General features: G+C 64.3%; 16 protein-coding genes and 1 riboswitch. Of the genes, 10 read left to right on the top strand and 6 right to left on the bottom strand.

From position 1 onward, the window contains the following. Positions 1–388 precede the first annotated feature (388 nt). Positions 389–1,321 (top strand): ABC transporter permease, encoded by a 933-nt coding sequence (locus tag DAUD_RS09660; protein WP_166485178.1) that lies wholly within the window; start codon positions 389–391, stop codon positions 1,319–1,321. Positions 1,322–1,485: 164 nt separating this feature from the next. Further along, positions 1,486–3,804 (top strand): MEDS domain-containing protein, encoded by a 2,319-nt coding sequence (locus DAUD_RS09655; RefSeq protein WP_012302977.1) that lies wholly within the window; start codon positions 1,486–1,488, stop codon positions 3,802–3,804. 145 nt (positions 3,805–3,949) lie between these two features. Here DAUD_RS09655 and DAUD_RS09650 read toward each other — a convergent pair whose 3' ends face one another. Further along, positions 3,950–4,210: a hypothetical protein gene (locus DAUD_RS09650; protein ID WP_012302976.1), complete on the bottom strand. Its 261-nt coding sequence runs from the start codon at positions 4,208–4,210 to the stop codon at positions 3,950–3,952. A 720-nt stretch (positions 4,211–4,930) separates the two neighbouring features. Between DAUD_RS09650 and aroF the strand changes: the two genes are divergently transcribed. Both aroF and pheA read left to right on the top strand, forming a co-directional pair. Continuing rightward, a complete protein-coding gene (gene aroF / locus DAUD_RS09640; protein ID WP_464227421.1) occupies positions 4,931–5,818 on the top strand; it encodes a 3-deoxy-7-phosphoheptulonate synthase in 888 nt (295 codons plus the stop codon). 13 nt (positions 5,819–5,831) lie between these two features. After that, on the top strand, positions 5,832–6,950 hold the full coding sequence (pheA, locus tag DAUD_RS09635; protein ID WP_012302973.1) for a prephenate dehydratase: 1,119 nt from the start codon (positions 5,832–5,834) through the stop codon (positions 6,948–6,950). A 173-nt stretch (positions 6,951–7,123) separates the two neighbouring features. On the opposite strand, the gene DAUD_RS09630 is transcribed toward pheA, so the two are convergent. Together DAUD_RS09630 and DAUD_RS09625 are read right to left on the bottom strand one after the other, a co-directional pair. After that, positions 7,124–7,306, bottom strand: a complete 183-nt coding sequence (locus DAUD_RS09630) for a hypothetical protein (protein WP_041570934.1) — start codon at positions 7,304–7,306, stop codon at positions 7,124–7,126. 225 nt (positions 7,307–7,531) lie between these two features. Further along, complete coding sequence (locus tag DAUD_RS09625; RefSeq protein ID WP_012302972.1) at positions 7,532–8,179, bottom strand: hypothetical protein; 648 nt, start codon at positions 8,177–8,179, stop codon at positions 7,532–7,534. Positions 8,180–8,453: 274 nt separating this feature from the next. Here DAUD_RS09625 and DAUD_RS11705 point away from each other — a divergent pair, with 274 nt between their 5' ends. The 4 genes from DAUD_RS11705 (at position 8,454) to DAUD_RS09605 (ending at position 12,151) form a co-directional block, all read left to right on the top strand. After that, a complete protein-coding gene (locus DAUD_RS11705) occupies positions 8,454–9,755 on the top strand; it encodes a M15 family metallopeptidase (RefSeq protein ID WP_049752615.1) in 1,302 nt (433 codons plus the stop codon). 211 nt (positions 9,756–9,966) lie between these two features. Next, positions 9,967–10,518, top strand: a complete 552-nt coding sequence (locus DAUD_RS09615) for a DUF2179 domain-containing protein (RefSeq protein ID WP_242647844.1) — start codon at positions 9,967–9,969, stop codon at positions 10,516–10,518. Between the two features lie 200 nt (positions 10,519–10,718). Further along, positions 10,719–11,036 carry an ArsR/SmtB family transcription factor gene (locus tag DAUD_RS09610; RefSeq protein ID WP_012302969.1) on the top strand — a complete coding sequence of 106 codons (318 nt, stop codon included), beginning with the start codon at positions 10,719–10,721 and terminating at the stop codon, positions 11,034–11,036. Between the two features lie 62 nt (positions 11,037–11,098). Then, complete coding sequence (locus DAUD_RS09605) at positions 11,099–12,151, top strand: permease (RefSeq protein WP_012302968.1); 1,053 nt, start codon at positions 11,099–11,101, stop codon at positions 12,149–12,151. Here the strand turns inward: DAUD_RS09605 and DAUD_RS09600 are convergent. The 3 genes from DAUD_RS09600 to DAUD_RS09590 all read right to left on the bottom strand — a co-directional run bounded on the left by DAUD_RS09600 (position 12,148) and on the right by DAUD_RS09590 (position 15,212). Then, positions 12,148–13,863 (bottom strand): ATP-binding protein, encoded by a 1,716-nt coding sequence (locus DAUD_RS09600; RefSeq protein WP_012302967.1) that lies wholly within the window; start codon positions 13,861–13,863, stop codon positions 12,148–12,150. The two genes, DAUD_RS09605 and DAUD_RS09600, sit on opposite strands and share 4 nt — an antisense overlap. Positions 13,864–13,865: 2 nt before the next feature. Continuing rightward, a complete protein-coding gene (locus tag DAUD_RS09595; RefSeq protein ID WP_041571333.1) occupies positions 13,866–14,528 on the bottom strand; it encodes a response regulator transcription factor in 663 nt (220 codons plus the stop codon). Positions 14,529–14,714: 186 nt separating this feature from the next. Then, a complete protein-coding gene (locus DAUD_RS09590) occupies positions 14,715–15,212 on the bottom strand; it encodes a Spy/CpxP family protein refolding chaperone (protein WP_012302965.1) in 498 nt (165 codons plus the stop codon). A gap of 204 nt (positions 15,213–15,416) precedes the next feature. Continuing rightward, positions 15,417–15,537, top strand: a riboswitch (molybdenum cofactor riboswitch). 117 nt (positions 15,538–15,654) lie between these two features. On the opposite strand from DAUD_RS09590, the gene DAUD_RS09585 reads away from it, so the two are divergent. Both DAUD_RS09585 and DAUD_RS09580 read left to right on the top strand, forming a co-directional pair. Beyond that, a complete protein-coding gene (locus DAUD_RS09585) occupies positions 15,655–16,869 on the top strand; it encodes a molybdopterin molybdotransferase MoeA (RefSeq protein ID WP_012302964.1) in 1,215 nt (404 codons plus the stop codon). Between the two features lie 98 nt (positions 16,870–16,967). After that, on the top strand, positions 16,968–18,890 hold the full coding sequence (locus tag DAUD_RS09580; protein WP_012302963.1) for a molybdopterin biosynthesis protein: 1,923 nt from the start codon (positions 16,968–16,970) through the stop codon (positions 18,888–18,890). The last annotated feature ends 5 nt before the right edge of the window (positions 18,891–18,895 follow it).

Below are 18,895 nucleotides of genomic sequence, written 5' to 3'. Positions count from 1 at the left end.
ACCACGTACTACTCCCTGATGAAGTCCGGCCCACCGGCGCAAGACTGTGAGCGGCCCTAACAGGGCAGGAGGGGCGGGGAGGAATCCATGGACATCGGACCCCCCTATCCTTATCAGGCACCGGCTGAGGGTGGCACCCCTGGCGTCGCCTGATGACGTACGGCCCTGACTGTGATTGGAGCGATGAAACCTGTGCCGGTGCGAACTGGTACAGCGCGGATGTTCCGGCTCTGCCATCCGGGGTGGAAGTCCCCGGCGCAAACCGCAGGGAGCGCCGTTCGCCCTGCGTCGGTCAAAAGCAGCCTGGTTGCAGCAAAATTTTGGCCGGAGTATGAGTTTATCATGCTTGGGTACGTATGTCCACGTGCTTAGGAACGGTTGAACAAGCGTGAGCGGGGATTTCATGATCGCCGTTCTGGCCACCGCCATCGTGGCGGGCACCCCGCTGCTGTATGCGGCACTGGGGAAAATCCTGGCCGAGCGGTCCGGGGTCTTGAACCTCGGGGTCGAGGGCATGATGCTGGTCGGAGCGGTCAGTGGGTTCATGGTCGCCGTGGGCACCGGGGATCCCTGGCTGGGGGTGCTCACGGCGATGCTTGCGGGCGGGGCGCTGGCTTTAGTCCACGCCTTCCTGAGCGTTACCCTGAAAGCCAACCAGGTGGTCAGCGGCCTAGCCCTCACCCTCTTCGGGACCGGCTTCAGCGCTTACCTGGGCCGTTCTTACATCGGCACGCCGCTGGACCGGCCCCTGTGCGAGATGCACCTGCCCCTCTTGTCCGACCTGCCGTTGCTGGGGCCGATTTTCTTCCGCCACGACGCCCTGGTGCTGCTGAGCTACCTTTTGGTACCGGCCCTGTGGCTTCTGGTTTACCGGACCCGGGCCGGGATGAATTTGCGGGCGGTGGGGGAAAACCCCGCGGCCGCAGATTCCTTGGGTGTGAACGTATCCCTGACCCGCTACGGCTATGTGATCGCCGGCGGAATGCTGGCCGGTATCGGCGGGGCCTACCTCTCCCTGGTGTACGTCCCGGCCTGGATGGAAAACATGGTCGCCGGCCGGGGCTGGATCGCGATTGCCCTGGTGATTTTCGCCACCTGGAACCCGCTGAACGCCATGCTGGGGGCTTACATTTTCGGCGGCATCGACGCGCTGGGCTTTCGCCTGCAGACGCTGGACGTGGCGGTCTCCCCGTACTTCCTGAAGATGTTGCCCTACCTGTTCACCATTGGGGTCCTGATCCTGGTCACCGGGAAGAACGTGCGCCGGCGGATCGGCGCCCCGGGGGCCCTGGGGACTCCGTACAACCGCGAGGAACGGTAAGTAGTTTCTGTAGGCAGCACAAAATCGCCAACCCAACCCCTATCCTTCTGAAACATCAGCTTTTCCGCCATTCTTCGATCTATTCTCCTAAAGGAATTTGTGGCTTCTAAGCCAATAGACTATGGGTTGACAATTTATCCCGATTATTGAGGAGGCCTTAGTAGATGCCGGAGCATTCCCTGGGACTTTTGGACTTGCCCCGGGGCAGTCACGCGGTTCTTTTGACTTCACGCTCCAACTTCAATTACGAACCGATCGCCGAGTTCATCGCCGCCGGCCTGGCCGCCGGCGAGCGGTGCCTGGTACTCACCGGGGATGGCCGATTTGCGGAACGGTTCTCCCACTGGTTCCAACAGGTGCGCGAACGGGGAGCCCTCGACCTGAAACCGCTCTACGAGTATGTCGCGCGGGAGCAGTTCGGCTTCCGGGCGTCTGACGGCTTCTACCTGCGGGAAGGAACCTTCCGGTCCGACGTGGTGATCCGGCAGTGGCGGCACCTGCTGGCCGAGGCGCGGGCGGCGGGCCACCGGGGGCTGCGGGTGGTCGGGGAAGTCGGCTGGCTGTGGCACAGCGTGAACCTCCGGGGCTTTCTGCGCTACGAAGACGAACTATCCCAACGGCTGCCGGACGGGGACTTCACCGCTCTTTGCGTGTACTTTGCCGAAGACTTAAAGCCGGTAGACCTTGAACAGTTGATACAGTCTCATACCGATGGCTTCTTCCAGACCCGGGAGGGGTTGGTGCGGCCGCCGGCCGGGAAGCGTCTGCTATCGGTACTCCACAGCAGCCTGATCAACACCGCCCGCCTGGTGGAGGCCAACCGGCAGATCACCTTTCTGGGCCAGCTCGCCGGGGCGATCTCTTACAAGCACGAGCCATCGGAGATCGCGCGGACCTCGGTGGACCTGTTGGTGCGGTACCTGGAAGCCCGGGCCGGCTTCCTGATGGAGATCGACTTCGCCTCCGGCGCGGTGGGGGAAGTGGCGACCGTCGGCCTGGAGCCTGCGGAGGTGGGAAACATCCGCGCGCTCGAACCCCCGGAGTTGGGCCGGACCCGCTGTTACCAGGCGGCGGTAAACGGCCTGCCGCTAATTCAAAGCCGCAGTGATTGTCCCTTATGTGACCGGTTCTTCAGGTGTGACGACGGGCTTTGCCTGGTGATTCCGGTAAAGCACCTGCAGAAGAGGATCGGGGCGCTGGTGATTGTCTGCGAAAACACGGCGGATCTGGCGAACCTGGGGACGGACTGGCTGCTGGCGGTCGGGGACACCATCGGCACGGCCTACGAGTACCAAAAGCAGCACCGCCGGTGGATCCAGGAAAACTCCCGGGCCGAGAAAATGCGCTCCTTGGGGATCCTTACCAGCGGCATCGCCCACGATTTTAACAACCTGCTGGCAGTCATTATCGGTAATCTCCAACTGGCCCGGGAAAAGACCACCGACCGGTTCTTGCAGGCCAACCTGGAACAGGCGTACACGGCGGCCCGGGACGCATCCGCACTGGTGCGCCGGGTGCAGGAGTTCTACCGTCCCGCGGCGCGTGAGTTCCGATTGGTGAGTGTTTCCGAACTGGTGCGGGACGCAGTGACACTCACCCGCAACCGCTGGCACAACGCCGCGCTAGCTGAGGGGGTCCATATCGAGATTGTCCAGGATTTGCGCTCCGCGGCCTTTGTCTCCGGGGCCGCGTCCGCCCTGCGCGACGCCCTGGTGAACATCCTGATCAACGCTTTTGACGCGGTGAACGGCCGTGGTGGAACGGTCACTATCCGGACCTGGGATACCGGGTCGTCGATCAATGTTTCGGTGAGCGATGACGGTTGTGGGATACCGCCGGAAGCCCTACCGTACGTTTTTGACCCCTTTTTCACCACCAAGGGGGAACGGGGAAGCGGCCTGGGCCTGGGGATCACCCACAACATCATCACCGCCCACGGGGGGAGCATCGGGGTACAGAGCACACCGGGACAGGGCACCACCTTCGACATCGTCCTGCCCGCGGCCCAGCCGGAACCCCAAGCCCCGGAAGAGTCCGGGCGGCCGCCCGAGTCCCATAATTATGCCGAGGTGCTGCTCATCGACGATGAGCCGGTGGTGCTGGACACCCTTAAAGGCCTTTTGTCGGCGCTCGGCTGCCGGGTGCAGGCGGCGGCCGGCGGGTATGAGGCCCTGGAGTTACTGGAGCACAATCGGTTCGACGCTGTCTTTTGCGACCTGGCCATGCCCGGTTTGAACGGGCTGGAGGTCGGCGTCCGGGTCAAGTCGGCCTATCCGGACCTGCCGTTCGTGCTGGTGACCGGTTGGGTGGACCCCGTCCTGGACGAGGTGATGAAGGAAAGCGTGGACCTGGTGCTCCGCAAGCCGGTAATGCTGAGCGACCTGCGCGGCGCCCTTCAGCGTGTGGTGCGCCTGCCCGTCCCGGACCGGGTGAAAAACCGACCTGGCCGCGACCGCCGGGCAGGGCGGGCGCGGCCAGAATAAGGAACCAGACCGAGTTGAAGGGCCCGCGGGCCCCTTAGGTGGTATATTGGGAACGTGTTTATCAAGCCAAGCGTATATCCTTACCGGTTGATGGCGGCGGCTTTAAGGATAAGGAATAGTGGTTTAGGGACCGCCGGGACCGGGGTCACCGGTCGTATTTCAGTACCTGTTCCGGTTTTCGGGGGTTCCACAGGTGGTCGCAGTCGTCACAGCCCAGGAGCGGCCGGGAGAGGTAAAACCACAGGCTGGTCAACCAGAAGACCGGCAGGGCGAGCCAGAATATGGGGTACGCGATCGCCGCGGCAATCAGCACCGCGCAAACGGTCAGGCTGACCTTCATGAACTTGGCGTACTGGCCGACCCGGACCACGCGGTACGAATGGCACTTGGGGCATTGTCCGTACAATCAGAGGACCCCCTTCCAAATAAGATCACACGGTGCTCGTCCAGATGATTATACGCCAAACAAAAACATTTTGCCAACCGGCGCAACGCCCGGTGGCATCTCGGGTGCGTGTGCATATCCTGGTTGATGCGGGGTATGACCGGTTCACGGTAGTGAGAGAGCCCGACTTCGTACAGGAGTACCTCCTGATTTCGGCTTTTTTCCGGTATTTTGGTTTTTTTCCGTTTGACAATGGGCACAGGTCCTGGTATGATACTTTTCAGCAACTTAATCATGCAAAGGCCGTGACGGGGAAAAGTAGGCGGTTTTCAGCTCTCCAGGGAGAAAGCGTCGTCGACTGGAAGCGCTTTCAGGGTCTGACCCGTTGAAGTTCTCCCCCGAGTCGCCCGGTTGAAAACCGCCGGCAGGCGGGTAAGTAGGCCGAGACGGATTTCCCACCGTTAAAAGGGATGGGTATCGGACGCTTAATGGTCCCGTACCCGGCGCAAAGAGCGGGTCCTTTGACCAACCAGGGTGGTACCGCGGAAAGCAAAAAAGCTTTTCGTCCTTGCAGGGATGAAAAGTTTTTTATTTGCGCCGGGTTTTGGGAAAGCGCTCCCGTACCTTTAGTATAGAGTGGACTCACTTTGTGGGTCTATCGGGGTGGTACCGCGGAAGCCCGGCTTTCGTCCCGGACGAAGGCCGGGCTTTTTTATTCTTAATACAAAGGGGATGCTTGAGATGATGGGGATGGAATTGGTAGAACCGCAAGCGGTGCCCGGGGCGGTCCGGGCCTGCGCGGCGGGGCGGCCGTACCGGCTGGCCGGCAGGGGCCACGGCGGCGCAAACACGGTGGTCCGGGTGGGCCGGGCGGAGTTCGGCTCTGGCGCGGTGAACGTAATCGCCGGCCCGTGCGCCGTGGAGAGCCGGGAACAAATGACGGCCGCGGCCCGGGCGGCGGCCGGGTCCGGGGCGAAGGTCCTGCGGGGCGGCGCCTACAAGCCCCGGACTTCTCCCTACAGTTTCCAGGGCCTGGAGCGCGAGGGGCTCGAGTTGTTGGCCGAGGCCGCGGCGGCGGCGGGGTTGGCCAGCGTGACCGAAGTGATCGACGAGGAGAGCCTGGCGGCGGCGGTAGAGTACGTGGATATGCTCCAGGTCGGTTCGCGGAACATGCAGAACTTCCACCTGCTGCGGGCGGTGGGGCGGGCGAACAAGCCGGTGCTTTTGAAGCGCGGGTTCTCCGCCACGATCGAGGAGTGGCTGATGGCGGCCGAGTACATCCTGGCCGGGGGAAATACCCAGGTGGTGCTGTGCGAGCGGGGCATCCGTACTTTTGAGACCTACACCCGGAATACGCTGGACTTGAGCGCCGTCTCCCTGGTGAAAAAACTGAGCCACCTGCCGGTGATCGTCGACCCGAGTCACGCCACCGGCAGGGCGGAACTGGTCGCTCCGATGTCCCTGGCGGCGGTGGCGGCCGGGGCGGACGGGATCATCGTCGAGATGCACCCGGAGCCCGAAAAAGCCCTCTGTGACGGCAAGCAGTCCCTGGACCCGGCCGCCTTTGACCGGCTGATGCGGGAAGTGGACATCATCGCCCGGGCGTTGAACCGGGGCGTTGTGGATTGAAGGAGTGTTGACGATGGAAACCATAGCCTATCTCGGGCCGGAGGGAACTCATTCGGAAGAAGCGGCTTCCCGGTGGGCGGGTGACCGCCCGATGCTTCTCCGCCCATTGCGTTCCCTGGTCGAAGTGGTCGGGGCGGTGGAGGGCGGGAGCGTGGACTGGGGTCTCCTGCCGGCGGAAAACTCGGGCGAAGGTTCCCTGGGACTGACACTGGACCTTTTGGCCCACCAGGCCGACCGGGTCCAGATCTGCGGGGAGGTGGTGCTCCGTATCCGGCACCACCTGCTGGCCCGCCCGGGGGTGAGCCGGGAGCGGGTCACCCGGATCATTTCTCATTCCCAGGCGCTGGCACAGTGCCGCGAGCACCTGGCCCGAGACTTTCCCGGGGTCGAACTGGTGGAGAGCACCAGTACCGCCGAGGCGGCACGAGCGGTGGCGCAAACCGGCCGGCCGTGGGCGGCGGTGGGCACCCGGAAAGCGGCTCGGCTGCACGGCCTGTCGGTGTTGGCGGAGGACGTGGCCGACCTCAAGGAGAACGCCACCCGCTTCCTGGTGATCGGGCGGCGGGGCTGCCGGACCGGGCCGGGCGACAAGACCACGGTCCTGGTCGCGGTCGATGGCCGCCGTCCTGGTTCCCTGTACCGCCTGCTGGGCGAATTCGCGCGCCGGGGCATCAACCTGACGCGCATTGAATCGCGGCCGGCCAAGACCCGGCTGGGGGAATACATTTTCTTCATCGATCTGGAGGGACATCCGGGTGAACCCGAGGTTGACGAAGCTCTGGCTGGCGTGCGGGCGAGAAGCAGTTTTTGCAAAATCCTGGGATCCTACCCGGCGGACGGTGCTTCTCAGACGCCGCGGGACCCGGTGTCGTCCGACCTGGAGACGATCCGGGCCGAAATCGACGTGACCGACAGCCAGATTGTGGCCCTCTTGGCCGAGCGGGCCGAACTGGCGCGCCGGGCCGGGAAATTCAAGGACGGGAGACCGGTGCGCGACCCGGAACGGGAAGCGGAGATCAAGGAACGGCTGCGGGCGCTGGCCGTGAGGAAGGGACTCGATGCCGACATAGTCACCGGAGTCTATGAGTTGCTGCTGCCTTATTTCGTCGAGTTGCAGGGTGGCCCCGGCTAGTCCTTGCGGCGCAGCTGTTCAAAGCCCCGTAACAGAAAGAAAAAAAGACCGGCACTGATCCCGCCGAGTACAAAAACGGCCATGGCGACAAGGTCCATCTCCGTACCCCCTTTGGGGGGTTAGGATTTGCGGGGGTGGTTCACCTTATGCGCAGGAATCCGGTGCGCCGGGTGCTAACGGCCTTTGCGCCACCGGGGCCGACCATAGGCGCCGCCTCTGAACATTGCGAACGCGAGTCCGACCAGCAGCCCGAGCGATAGGCCGATGAAAATCGGTCCGACGCCCACGTCCGTTACGAATATCCCGTAAAAAGCCAAGGCCAGGATGGCGAAAACCACGACAATGATCCTAGACATCCGAAACCAACCCCCCTCTCTCCCGCGGATTCGTCCGGCGGTTCTTTTTCCTCTAAAACATATGCTAACACAAGCCCCGGGAGACGGGCAAATCCATTCAGTGTCCCCTGTGAGACACGCGACACGCGCGACACGGGGACCGTTCCGCTGTCGCAGGAAAAGGCGATTCTCCAATGCGATAGTAGGACGTTTCTTCTGGCTGGCTACCTGGGCTGGACCAACCGGTTAGTCCTCCACATTTCCCGCGTTGGGCTCCGTGGGTTGCGCTTGCGGTGCCCGCGGGGCCGGGGCGGGTTGTCCTATCTCGGACAGCAGGACCGGCCGCAGGCGGGGGTCGTGGGCCATATCCCGGAGCAAGTCCCGCATCTGGCGCTGTGCCATCATGTCCAGCACTCCTTGCCGGGACTCGGGCTGCCTGAGGATGTTGCCGGCCGCCGTTTGGAACCGGGGCAGGGTGAACATCCGGTGCGTGGCGTTGACCGTGTTGGTGCTCACCATGATGTCGGTCACGTTCTCCTGCATGCGGGGTTCGTTCAACATCGCGGCGAAAGCGGCCTGCATCCGGGCCGTGGACATAATGTCGATCCAGGGTTCCCGCATCTGTGGTGAACTCAGGATATCGGCTACGCGTTCCCGGTTGGCGGGATCAGTCAGGTACGCGGCTACTTGCGCCTGGGTCGGCTGCTGGTCCGCCGGCGGTCCAGGCCGGGCTTCGGGCCCGGGACCCAGGCGTGAACCGGACCAGAAACCGATCAGGAACGCGATTGCCACTGTGCTGACCAGGAGCACGATCCACCACCGGGTGTCGAGGCCTTCGGGCAATCTTGGCCGCCTGGTCCGTTCAGATCTCTCATCATAATACTCTTCAGACATTTTGGGGCCCGCCTTTCATGCTTTTGAAGCTAGGCTTTCTCCCCCGCCCCGCACTTATACGGAGTCAAAAAAGAGTCAAAAAAGGGGCCAGGCCCCTTTTCACCTTCTTTGACTTTCATCTTGGCTTAGACCCGGGAATGGGGACGGTCCCTTCGCCGAACAGGTTGGGGATTTTGCGACAGAGAACCATCCCCTTGTCGCATTTTGCGGGGTGATTTTCGCCCGCCGGGGTAAAATGGTACCTTAGTAGGGTGAGAGTGAGGGAGAGTATTCTTTGAATCGGCGCTGGGTGCTGATCATAACCTTGTTAGTGGCCGTCGCCGCGGCAGGCGGCGGGCTGATCCTTCGGGGGGGGCGGCCGATGATGACGGATCACCGGATGCCGGAAATGGTGGTCGAGCCCGGCACCTTGGCGCGTGCCTTCGAGGTGGAGCCCGGCGAAAACGGGTTGCGGCAGCAGGACGTTAGGGAGATCGAGCTGGCTTTCGGCCGTGGGGCCATGCACTATCCGGAAGCTCCCGCGGCAATGTTCATCCTGGGGGGCACGGCCTACGTGGACGGCCCCGGAGAGGCAGCCCGGACGGCCAGCGTGCTGGTGAACACCAAACAAGCTCTGGGGGTGTACCGGGGTGCCTTGCCGAGCGCGATCCTCTACCTGCCGGAGGGCAGGACCGGCGTGCCTCTGGGGGCCGTTCTTAGTCACGCTGCGGGTGATTTCGGGGGACCGGTGCTGGTTTTCGGGGTAGGGCGTTTCCCGGCCGGTCCGCAAAAACGGCTCGGGCCCGCGCTCCGAAAAGAGGGCCTTGTTTTCCTGGCTTTCCGGCCAAGCGCGTCAGCCGAGCCCTGGCGCCTGCAGGGGATGCGCACCGCATATCTTCCCAGGAGCGGTCCATCCGGAACGGCGGAGGAAGTGCTGGCGCGGGCCCGGGAAGCGGGTCCGCAGGCCCTGACCGAACTGCCGGCGGACCGCGGGGCGGTGGAGCTGGTGCTGCTCGTCTACAGACTGGAGGCCGTGGAACCGGCCGGGGGCTTTGTCGACCCGCCCTTGGTGGAGGTGTCCGCCCTTGATCCCTCGATCATCCTGGACATCCGCTACGCCGGGACGCGCAATTTCGCGGGTCTGCCCGTATACGGCGCGCCGCGGGCCTACCTGGTGCTGCCGGAGGCCCAGCGTCTGGCGCGCGTCAACGCCCGGCTCCGGGAGCAGGGATACCGTCTAAAGATCTACGACGCGTACCGGCCGCTTTCCGCCCACGCCAGGCTGTGGGAACTCGCACCCGACAAGGAATTCTGGGCCGACCCGGAACGCGGGTCCCGGCACAGCCGCGGGGCGGCCGTGGACTGCACGCTGGTGACCCTTGACGGCCGCGAGGTGGAAATGCCGAGTGATTTTGACGACTTTACTCCCCGGGCGCACCGGGATTACCGGGACGCGCCGGAGACTGCCCTGCGCCACCGGGCCATCCTGGAACAGGCAATGGCCGCCGAGGGTTTCGTCCCCCTGGACAAGGAATGGTGGCATTTTGACAGTCCGGTTTGGTGGGAATACCCTCTGCGGGACGTGCCACTAGCCTAAATTCTCCCCGGATTTCGATCGAATGTCAAGCCAAAGATGCGTTATTGCCGGCTATTCTCGGCTCTTGGAGCCGGGTGGTGCGTGTCCCGTTTGACACCGGCGCCCAAATCAATATACTTTTGTGGTAGCGTTTAAATGAGAAGAGGGCAGCCGTTTGCGAGCTGCTTTTTCCATGCTCCGGTGGACCGCTTTTTGGCAGGGGAGGGATGGCGTGGTGGAAGCCTGGCTCGGTATGTTGCTGGGGTACTTTTTGATTTTCTTCGCCCGGGTGGCCGACATGTCGCTCGATGTCATCCGGATTCTCCTGTTGACCAGAGGCCGCAAGTGGCAGGCCAGTTTGGTCGGCTTCCTGGAGGTCAGCATTTTCATCTTGGTCTTAAACTTCGTCCTGCAGGGCGGCCTGACCGACCCGGGGAAAATAATCGCCTATGCCGCCGGGTTTGCCACCGGGAACCTGGTCGGTGCCTTCTTGGAGGAACGGCTGGCGATGGGGTTTGTATGTCTGCAAGTGTTTCCACCGGTGACGCAGGTGGATGAGTTGACCGCCCTGTTCCGCAAGGAGGGGTTCGGGGTCACCCTGGTGACCGGTGAGGGCCGCGACGGCTACCGCAAGATCCTGTTCCTCTTCATGAAGCGCAAGAACCTGCCCCGTGCGCTGAAGGTGCTAAACGGGCACGATCCGAAGTGCTTTTTCAGTGTTTCCGATGCCCGGAGCATGCGCGGGGGGATTATTCCGGGCAAGAGTGTCATCCCCGGGCGGTAACGCGGCCACCAACGCCGTGCCGGTGTTGGCCCGGTTCTTGTTTCATCATCCCCGGGCGATAAAGCGCCCAGAATAGTTGAAAACGTTGGACCGCCCCCCGGGGGCCGCCAGGTGCGGCCCTTTTTCACTTGACAGGCGGTCTGCCGGAGAATACTATCTATATTAGAATATGCTCATAAACTCCGAGCGGAGGGGTAGCGTTGGGAAATGACATTTTTGCCTTGCAGGCCGGCATCTTGAAAGCTCTGGGCCATCCCACCCGGATCCGGATCGTGGAGCAGCTGCGCGGGGGCGAGCGGTGCGTCTGCGAGATTATGGCCGACATAGGCCTGGAACAGTCCAATACGTCCCAGCACCTGGCCGTTTTGAAGCGGGCCGGGGTGCTGGGCTCACGCAAGGACGGGATGCGGGTGATGTACTGGGTGCGTCGCCCCGAGGTGTTTGGGATGATGGACATCCTGAGGGAGATGCTCACCCGGCAGGCCCGGGAGCAGCTGCGCCTGCTCGGGCGGGAATAAGGCAGTCCGCACAGTTTTTTCTTTATGCTTTATGTTAGTTGACTGAGGAGGTCGACATCCGCTTGGAATACCTGTGCAGCGGTTACCGGGAGCTGATGGAATATCTCACGTTGCACACCCTTACCTGCCTGGTGCCGGCGTTCTTCATCGCCGGCGGGATCGCGGTCGCCGTCTCCTCGGCGGCGGTGCTGAAATACTTCGGCCCCACAGCTAACAAGTACGTCTCTTACGGGGTGGCCTCGGTGTCCGGAACGGTGCTGGCCGTTTGCTCCTGCACCATCCTGCCGCTCTTTGCCGGGATCTACCGCAAAGGGTCGGGGCTGGGTCCGGCGATCACCTTTCTTTACGCCGGTCCGGCCATCAACCTGCTGGCGATCGTGTTTACGGCCCGGCTCCTGGGTTTTGACCTGGGCGCCGGCCGGGCCGTCGGGGCGGTGGTGTTCGCAGTGGTGATCGGCCTGGCGATGTCCGTGCTGTACCGCCGGGAAGAGGCGGCCAAGGCCGGGGCGGCGGCCGCCGCCGGACAGGGTTTTAATCCCGCGGCGGGGACCGGCGCCGGGAAGCCCCCGGCCCAAACCCTGGCTTTCTTCCTGATCCTCGTGGCCGTCTTGCTGGCCGGCAGCTGGGGCCTGCCCCACCTGACCTACCTGGCGGTGCTGGGGGGTCTGCTCGCCGCCCTGGGCCTGGTCCTGGCGGTCTGGTTCACCAGGGAGGAAGTGGTGGAATGGCTGCGGGAAACCTTCACCCTGGGTCGGCTGATCGTGCCGGTTCTGCTGGTCGGCGTTTTTCTCGCCGGGGCGCTGAAGGCGGTCGTTCCGGACGCCTGGGTGGCGGCGGCCGTAGGCGGCAACAGCCTGCAGGCCAACTTGCTGGCCTCGGTGGTCGGGGCGCTGATGTACTTCTCCACCCTGACCGAGGTGCCGCTTGTAAAAGCGCTCCTGGACATGGGGATGGGAAAGGGGCCGGCGCTGGCCCTGCTGCTGGCAGGCCCGGCGCTGAGCCTGCCGAACATGCTGGTGATCCGGAACATCCTGGGCACCAAAAAGGCGCTGACCTATATCGGGCTGGTGGTGGTGGCGGCCACCACGACCGGCATGGTCTTCGGCCGCTTCTAGTCAATCAGGCTGTCGGCGGCCGGAAGGGTGAAGAAAAAACTTGCGCCCTCGCCCGGGCTGCTCTCAACGGCGACCTCGCCGCCCTGCGCTTCGACGATCTGCTTGACGATTGCGAGCCCGAGACCGGTGCCTCCGGTCTCCCGGGCGCGGGATTTCTCGACGCGGTAGAAACGATCCCAAACGTGGGGCAGGTCCTCCGGCGGGATGCCCGGACCTTGGTCCCGGACGGTGACCGTAATCCTGTTGTGCGGCCGCTTTTCGGCCGCCACCGTGATTTCCCCGCCCGGCGGGGAGAAACGGACGGCGTTTTCCACCAGGTTGGTCAAAACCTGCTCCAGCCGGTTTTCATTGGCCAGCAGAGGCGGCAGGTCTGGCGGCACCTCCCGCCTGATGGCGAGCCCCTTCTCGGACCGCGGGGCCTGGAGCCGGATTTCCACCCGGTCCAGGATTTCTCCGAGTTCCACAGCGTGCAGTTCCCAGTCGGCACGGCCGGCCTCCAGTGCGGCCAGGTCCAGCAGGTCCTGCACCAGCCGGTTCATCCGCAGGCTCTCGCCGTGCGCCACCCGCAGGTAGCGGCCGGCCTCGGCGGCCGGTATCACCCCGTCAATCAGCCCTTCGATGATCCCCTGGATGGAAGTCAGCGGCGTGCGCAGTTCGTGGGAAACGTTGGCCACGAAATCGCGGCGCATCTGTTCCAGTTGGCGCAGGGCGGTGATGTCTTGCAGCACGGCCACGGCACCGAAAACCGCACCGTCCCCGTGGCGCAGGGGAGAGCACTGGGCCAGCAGGTGGGCCCCGTTCAGATCTATTTCGACCGCGCCCCGCTCGCCGTTGGCGAGCACTTCCTGAAAAAGCGTCGTAAGTTCGGGGACGGTTCCGTTTTTCAAGATGTTCCGGGCGGGGGCGTTGGTCAGAATCACCTCGCCGCTGCTGTCAACGGCTACCACGCCCTCGGCCATGTTGGCCACCACGCTCTCCAGTTTTCCTTTCTCGCGGGCTAGTTCGCCCACCGAGCGGTCCAGGGAGCCAGCCAGGAGGTTCAGATTCTCCGCCAGCCGCCCGATTTCATCTTTTCTTTGCACCGTTACCCGCCGGTCGAAACGGCCCCGGGCCATGTCTACCGAGACCCGGCTCATCTCCAGGAGGGGTTCCGAGAGGGAACGGGAGAGCCAAAAGCTCAGGCCCATCGCCAGGAGCACCGCTACCCCGGCCGCCGAAAGGGTGATCCGCCGCACGGTCGTCACCGTGGCGTCCAGGTCGGCCACGGGCGCGAACACCAGCACCGCGCCGGTGACCTCGCCGTCGTGGCGGATCGGCGCGGCCACCGCCAGGACTTCCTTCTCGATATGGGGCAAATATCTCCGGGTGGCCGTTGTCTCGCCCGCAAGGAGCCGGGATGACTCTTCGGGGCCGAGCCAGGAGCGGGGGCCCGGGCCGCGGCCCAAATGCGAAGCTTCGATCTGCCGGCGGTCGAGCACGACCAACCGCTCGTTGAGCAAACTTAGAATATTTCCGCCCGGACCCCACCGCTGCCGGCCGGCCTCCACGGCCAGGATCCCGGCCCGGGCCTCCGCCTCCTGGAGCAATTCCTTTTCCCGGGCGGCGAAGTAGTAGTCGGCGAACAGGTACGCGGTCGCCAGGTGCACCACGGCGAGCGTAACGACGATTACGGCCAGGTACGAGCCGAAGAGCCTGCCAAAAATACTGGACACTATTACACCTCAAACTTATAGCCGAGTCCCCAAACTGTCTTTAGGTAGTTCCGCCCTGTGCCCCGGAGCTTCTCCCGCAGCCGCTTGATGTGGGTATCCACGGTGCGCGTGTCCCCGGGGTACTCGTAATCCCAGACACCGGCCAGAAGTTGCTCCCGGCTGAAAACCCGCCGGGGCCGGGAAGCCAGAAAGGCCAGCAATTCGAATTCCTTGGGGGTGAGCGCGATGGGCTGCCCTTCAACCTCCACCCGGCGTGCCTCCGTGTCGATGGTCAGTCCCGGGTAGCGGAGCGCCGGTCCGGCCCCCGTGCCCGCCGGGGCATTGCTCCGGCGCAGGACGGCTTTGACCCGGGCCACCAGTTCCCTTGGGCTGAAAGGTTTGGTGACGTAGTCGTCGGCACCGAGTTCCAGCCCGAGCACCCGGTCGTACTCCTCGCCCTTGGCCGAAAGCATGATGATCGGTACGGCCGTTTGCCGCCGGATCTCGCGGCAAACACTCCATCCGTCCTTCTTGGGCAGCATGATGTCCAGGATCACCAGGTCAGGGTTCACCGCGGTCAGTTGTTCCAGGGCCTGTTCCCCGTCGAGGGCCGGCACCACCCGAAAACCCTCCTTTTCCAGGTACAACCGGGCTACGTCCCGGACCGCCGCCTCGTCCTCAACCATTAAAATCACGCCGGCGTGCAAGTCAGATCACCTCAAAAAAGCGCGTTCTTTCGCGATTACGCGAAGTCGTTCCCCGTTTGATTACAGTTTTAGTGTACAATATCGGGCCCATTAACACAAAAAATGCCGAAACACAAAGCGGGACCAGGCGCGTGGGGCCTGATCCCGTTTGTGCTGGTGGCGTGCCTATTGCGCGGGGCCGCTCCGGCCGCCCGGCATTTTCGAGAAGTAACGCGGGCCGTCCGGGTTCGGGCATAATCCCCCGCGGCGCAGTTCGGACCATTTGGCCAGCTGCTCGTCGGTGAGGATCCCCTGCAGTTCGGTCCGGAAAGCGGCTGCTTCCTGCCGCATCTGCTCCCGGAGTTCACCGGCTTTTTTGATCCGATCTTGCATCTGGGCCTGATCGACACCGCGCTGGAAGCGCAGTTGACGCATTTCCTGGTGGAGCGCCCGCAGTTGGTTCTGGAGCGGGTTCATCTTTTGGAAATGGCGGGCCTGAAGCTCCTGGATCTTCGCGGACTGCTCCGCAGTCAAGTCGAGCTCATCGGCCAGGTTGGTCCAGCCAAAGGTGCCGATGCCCCGGCCGCCGGGTCCCGCCCCGGCGCCCCAGCCGGCGGCGGCGATCTGGGCCGCGGCAAAGACCAAGATCAAGGCGAGGGCCAGGGGTATAATGGCGCGACGCACTGTGAATCACCTCCTTTGCTGAGTGATAAAGACATGTTCCAAAAACTTGCTCCATGAAAAGTATAACCCGCAATTTTGACCGAATTGTGAACGCCGGTTAACAAAATTACGAAAACCCAAGCAAACCAGCAAACCAGCAAACCAAAAAGTCTTCGGTTGTTTCCGAACCCGGCAGGGTTTTCGTCTCGGTTCAAGAATTTCATTACTTCAAAGATTCTCCGAGTTTATGGGCCTAACACTTTCAAGGTCATGGCCGTAAACCGACAGGGTGTGCCGGGAAACGGGTACGCCTCCCATTGCGGAAAGGGGAACACAGCTGGGTGCGGGGTTTTTTCGGGTTGAACCCGGGCTTGTGCTTTCCGCGCGGCCCGGGTTTTTGTGCGGCACTGCGGACAGAATAATGGTAGGATGAGGTAGAATCGTGGAGCGGAGGTAAGGTTTATTGGACCTTTTTAGAGCATACGTCATTGCGGACGCGCTGTCGATTCTGCGGGACCACGTACGGCTGGAGACGCCGGGGGAAGACACGGGGCTTTTGGCGGCCCTGCACCGCACCCTGGACGAAGACGTCTTCGCCCCGGAAGACGTTCCGGCCTTTGACCGGTCCACGATGGACGGTTTCGCCGTACTGGCGCGGGACACTTTCGGGGCTTCGGAAGGACTGCCGGCCTACCTGGAGGTTGCCGGGGAAGTGTTGATGGGACACTCCCCCCCGGGGCGCCTCGAAACCGGGCAGGCGTTCCGGATCGCCACCGGCGGGATGCTGCCCGAGGGCGCCGACGCGGTGGTGATGGTCGAGCATACCGAGGATCTGGACGAGCGCACCATCGGGGTCACCCGCCCGGTCGCGCCGGGCGAGAATTTGATCCGGCGGGGTGACGACCTGACGCAGGGCGTGCTTCTCCTGCCGCGGGGTCACCGGCTGCGGCCCCAGGACGTGGGGCTGCTGGCGGCGGCCGGGGTGACCCGGGTCCGGACCCGGAAACGCTTGCGGGTGGGGATCGTCACTACGGGGGACGAGGTTGTGCCGGTGGGCCAGACGCCGGGACCGGGGCAGGTGCGGGACGTGAACTCCTACACTCTAAGCGGCCAGGTACACGAGTGCGGGGCGGAACCGGTGGTGTACGGTATTGTGCGGGACGATTTTGACACCCTGGCCGGCGTGATGCGCCGCGCCCTGGACGAGACACAAGCCGTCCTGATTTCGGGCGGGAGTTCGGTGGGCCGCCGGGACGTGACGGTGGACGTGGTGGCGAGCCTGGGCGCGCCGGGGGTGCTTTTCCACGGCCTGGCCGTACGCCCCGGCAAGCCCACTATCGGTGCGGCCATCGGTGAAAAGCTGGTAGTGGGGCTTCCGGGCCACCCGGTTTCGGCAATGGTGGTTTTTGCCCTGCTGGTGCGGCCCCTGCTGGACCCCGGTTACCGGGCCTTCCCGGTCCGGGCCAGGGTCACGCGGTCGTTGACCTCCCAGGCCGGCAAGGAGGACTACGTGCGGGTCCGCCTGGAACGGGACGGCGAGGGCCGGCTGACGGCCGACCCGATCCCGGGCAAGTCGGGCCTGATCGCGACCATGGTCCGCGCCGACGGCCTGGCGCGCATTCCGCTCGAGAGCCGGGGCGTGGCCGCCGGCGAGGAAGTGGAGGTAATCCCATTCTAACCCCCCAAAAAGGGGGACTGTCCCCTTTTTCGGAGCGCCGGGAAAGTCAAAGAAGGTAAAAAGGGGCCTGGCCCCTTTTTGGGAAGGGTGTGTTGTGAATGAGGAACGTTTATCTGTCCGAGCAACCCCTGGAAGAGGCGCGGCAAGAGTACCTCGCCTTTCTGGCCCGCGAGGGGGCGCTTGCGCCTGGTCCCCCCGAGGAGATTCCCGTCATCGAGGCGGCCGGCCGGGTGACGGCCGCACCGGTGTTCGCCGCCGTTTCGTCGCCCCACTACCATGCCGCGGCGATGGATGGGCTGGCGGTGCGTGCCCGGGACACGTTCGGAGCGACTGAAATCTCCCCCCTTACGCTGCGGGTCCCGGACCAGGCCCGGGTGGTGGATACCGGGGACCCGCTGCCGGAAGGCACGGACGCCGTGATTATGATCGAGGACGTGCACTGGACGGCGGAGGACGCCTTCGAGATCACCTCGGCCGCCTTCCCCTGGCAGCACGTGCGGGTGATCGGCGAGGACCTGGTGGCGACCGAAATGATCGTCCCGGCGAACCACGTGGTGCGGCCGGTCGACATCGGCGGGCTCCTGGCCGGCGGGGTCACGCGTCTCCAGGTGCACCCCCGCCCGCGGGTCGCCTTCATCCCCACCGGGACCGAGGTCGTTGAGCCGGGCGGCCCGCTGCGCCCGGGGGACATCGTGGAGTACAACAGCCGCGTCCTGGGGGCGCTGGTGCAAGAATGGGGGGCCGACTTCATGCGGCACGACATCGTGCCGGACGACTACGGCCGCCTGCGGGCGGCGCTGGAGCAAGCGGTCGGCACGGCGGACGTTGTGGTCATCAACGCCGGGGCTTCGGCCGGACGGGAGGATTTCAGCGCCGCCCTGATCGGCGAGCTCGGGCGGGTCGTTACCCACGGGGTGGCGATCAAGCCGGGCAAGCCGGTGATCCTGGGCCTGATCCAAGGCAAACCGGTGTTCGGCATCCCGGGGTACCCGGTCTCGGCGGTGTTGAATGCCGAGCTTTTCCTGCGCCCGGTGATCTATGCCCGGCTCGGCCGGGTGGTGCCCCCGCGCCGCCGCGTTTCCGCGCTGCTCTCCCGGCGGGTCGTCTCCCCCATGGGGGTGGACGAGTTTGTGCGGGTGAAGCTCGGCCGGGTGGGCGACAAGATCGTCTGCACGCCCCTGGGGCGCGGGGCCGGTCTGATTCTGACCCTGATCCGCGCGGACGGCCTGTTGGTGGTGCCCCGCTTCAACGAGGGTTTTGAGGCCGGCGAAATGGTGGAGGTCGAGCTTTTGCGGCCGCTGTCCGAAATCGACGAAACCGCCGTGGTCATCGGCAGCCACGACATCGCCTTGGACATGCTGGCGAATCACCTGAAGGTGAAGTACCCGGGGGCCGGGCTTTCCTCGGCGCACGTGGGGAGCCTCGGGGGACTTCTGGCGCTGCGGCGCGGCGAGGCCCACCTGGCGGGCACCCACCTGCTCGACGAAGCCACCGGGGAGTACAATATTTCCTACATTCAAAAACACCTGCCCGGGCGGGGGGTGGTCCTTTTGAACCTGGCCTACCGGGAGCAGGGCTTTATCGTGGCCCCGGGCAACCCGAGCCGGATCAGCAGCTTCGAGGACCTGGCGCGGGGGGGGGTCCGGTTCGTGAACCGGCAGCGCGGGGCCGGCACCCGGGTGCTGCTGGATTACCACCTCCGGCTCGCCGGGATCGGGCCCGAACAGGTGGACGGTTACGGGCGCGAGGAGTACACCCACATGGCAGTGGCCGCCGCCGTGGCGAGCGGGACGGCGGACTGCGGCCTGGGTATCCGCGCCGCGGCCTCCGCCCTGGGACTGGGTTTTGTGCCGGTGGCCGAGGAGCGCTACGACCTTTGCATTTTAAAGGAGTACTGGGATAAACCGCTCGTGCGGCGCCTGCTGGAAGTGATCAGGGACCCGGGCTTCCAGGCGGCCGTTCAGGCCCTGGGCGGGTATGACCTGCGTGATTGCGGCAGGATAATGTGGGAGCAGGAATAGGCTGC

This window comes from Candidatus Desulforudis audaxviator MP104C (assembly GCF_000018425.1).
Classification (GTDB): Bacteria; Bacillota; Desulfotomaculia; order Desulfotomaculales; family Desulforudaceae; genus Desulforudis; species Desulforudis audaxviator.
This window is presented reverse-complemented; position numbering and strand designations above follow the sequence as displayed.

Coding starts and splice junctions, on each gene's coding strand:
- DAUD_RS09655 (WP_012302977.1), top strand. CDS start 1,486: ATGCCGGAGCATTCCCTGGGACTTTTGGACTTGCCCCGGGGCAGTCAC.
- aroF (WP_464227421.1), top strand. CDS start 4,931: ATGATGGGGATGGAATTGGTAGAACCGCAAGCGGTGCCCGGGGCGGTC.
- pheA (WP_012302973.1), top strand. CDS start 5,832: ATGGAAACCATAGCCTATCTCGGGCCGGAGGGAACTCATTCGGAAGAA.
- DAUD_RS09630 (WP_041570934.1), bottom strand. CDS start 7,306: ATGTCTAGGATCATTGTCGTGGTTTTCGCCATCCTGGCCTTGGCTTTT.
- DAUD_RS09625 (WP_012302972.1), bottom strand. CDS start 8,179: ATGTCTGAAGAGTATTATGATGAGAGATCTGAACGGACCAGGCGGCCA.
- DAUD_RS09595 (WP_041571333.1), bottom strand. CDS start 14,528: ATGGTTGAGGACGAGGCGGCGGTCCGGGACGTAGCCCGGTTGTACCTG.
- DAUD_RS09580 (WP_012302963.1), top strand. CDS start 16,968: ATGAGGAACGTTTATCTGTCCGAGCAACCCCTGGAAGAGGCGCGGCAA.